This is a genomic window from Microcoleus sp. Pol7_A1 (genome assembly GCF_036701085.1).
Classification (GTDB): Bacteria; Cyanobacteriota; Cyanobacteriia; order Cyanobacteriales; family Microcoleaceae; genus Microcoleus; species Microcoleus asticus.
Genome location: NZ_JAUBQD010000157.1, coordinates 1 through 1,598 on the forward strand (window position 1 = coordinate 1; position 1,598 = coordinate 1,598).

General features: G+C 45.4%; 2 protein-coding genes. Both read left to right on the forward strand.

Annotated features, from left to right (window positions below):
- Nucleotides 1–180 precede the first annotated feature (180 nt).
- Nucleotides 181–1,182, forward strand: a complete 1,002-nt coding sequence (locus QUA20_RS31700; protein ID WP_333194308.1) for an IS66 family transposase — start codon at nucleotides 181–183, stop codon at nucleotides 1,180–1,182.
- Entirely contained in the window at nucleotides 1,148–1,513 is a 366-nt protein-coding gene (locus QUA20_RS31705) for an IS66 family transposase (protein WP_333194310.1), read from the forward strand. The genes QUA20_RS31700 and QUA20_RS31705 overlap by 35 nt, the downstream gene beginning before the upstream one ends.
- The last annotated feature ends 85 nt before the right edge of the window (nucleotides 1,514–1,598 follow it).

Below are 1,598 nucleotides of genomic sequence, written 5' to 3' on the forward strand. Positions count from 1 at the left end.
GACCTTCTAGGGTCGCACCTGAATCGATTAGCTGTTTAATATGAGCTAAGTTTCTTTTGATATATTGAAGTTGTTTTGTAATTGCTCAACCCCCTTGACAAGAGAACGAGATAGACATTAGATAAAGGAATGAAAAAACTCCCTGACCTAAAACAACTATCGGATGAGGCCAAAAACGCCTTGATAGTAGAGCTATGGCAGGAAATCCAAAAACTGCGGGCAGCATTAGACACTGACGAATCAAAACCCAACTCATCTCCCGCCAAAACCAGCTCGAATTCAAGCACTCCACCATCAAAAGGATTCAAGCCCAACATCAAGCCGAAGCCATCGAAAATAGAAGGAGTCAAAAGACAAAAAAGCATCGGCAGAGCAGGAGGGGGAAGACATCTACATCCCGAACCCGACAAAATCATTGTCGCTCAAATCAAAAGTTGCCCCCAGTGTTCAGAAACAGTCACTGCCACGTCCCAAAAATTGCAAGCGGTCTATGACAAAATTGAACTACCACCAATTCGTCCGATCGTCACCCGCATCGAGCTCTATGGCGGTCGCTGCCCCTGTTGTCAAACCGAGTATCTGGCCCCGGTACCTGCTGGAATGGAACCAGGCTCACCAAATGTCCGCTCAATTCAAAGCTTGGTTACATATTTGCGCTACACTCATGCGATCGGCTACGAACGGCTGTCGGGAATCTTGGCGGAAGTTTTTGGACTCAATATCTCCGAAGGAGCGATCGCCAACCTCTTAAGTACCGTCAAAACCAGTTTAGATGACCAGGTAAATCAAATACTGCAACGTTTGCGGCAGGCAAAATTAATTTGCTCGGATGAAACCAGTGCCAGAGTGAACGGACAAAACCAATGGGAATGGGTGTTTCAGAACCAAGATATTTGCCTGCATGTCATCCGTCCCAGTCGAGGGGCTGGAGTAATTAGTGAAGTTCTCGGAGAACATCGCCCGCAACTGTGGGTATCAGACCTTTTTAGTGCTCAAAAAAATCACCCAGCAGCACAATGGCAGGTGTGTTTAGCCCATCAACTGCGGGATTGTCAATATGCCATTGATGCAGGAGACAAGATTTTTGCCAAGGGCGATGAAGAGGTTATTATTAAGAGCTTTTGTCATCCATCGACGACGCGACAGGATGGAGGAGGCAAGACAGGAGCGATATCGCAGTAATTTACGAGAAAGATTAATCACAATTTTGAGTTTAATGCCATATCAACCGGATGGTGTTCGGTTGCGAAAACGCTATGGCAAGCTGATGGATAATTTGTTTTTATTTCTGGAAGATGCTGCAATTCCACCGACAAATAATTCTAGCGAACAAGCGATTCGGATGAGCGTGATATTTCGTCGCGTGACTAATTGCTTTCGTTCCGAATGGGGGCGAGATTTATTTGCGGCGGTTCGTTCAGTTGTCAATACGGGTAAAAGGCAGGGCTTAACTGCTTATCAAGCTATTCAACAAGCCCTCTCTATTCATGGCTCCCTTTTTTCCCCTAGTTGAGCAATTACGTTGTTTTTTAATTGCCTGTCTTCTTTTGTTTCGGGTGGGGCGTCTTTGTTTGGCTATTAATAAGTAATCTTTTCGG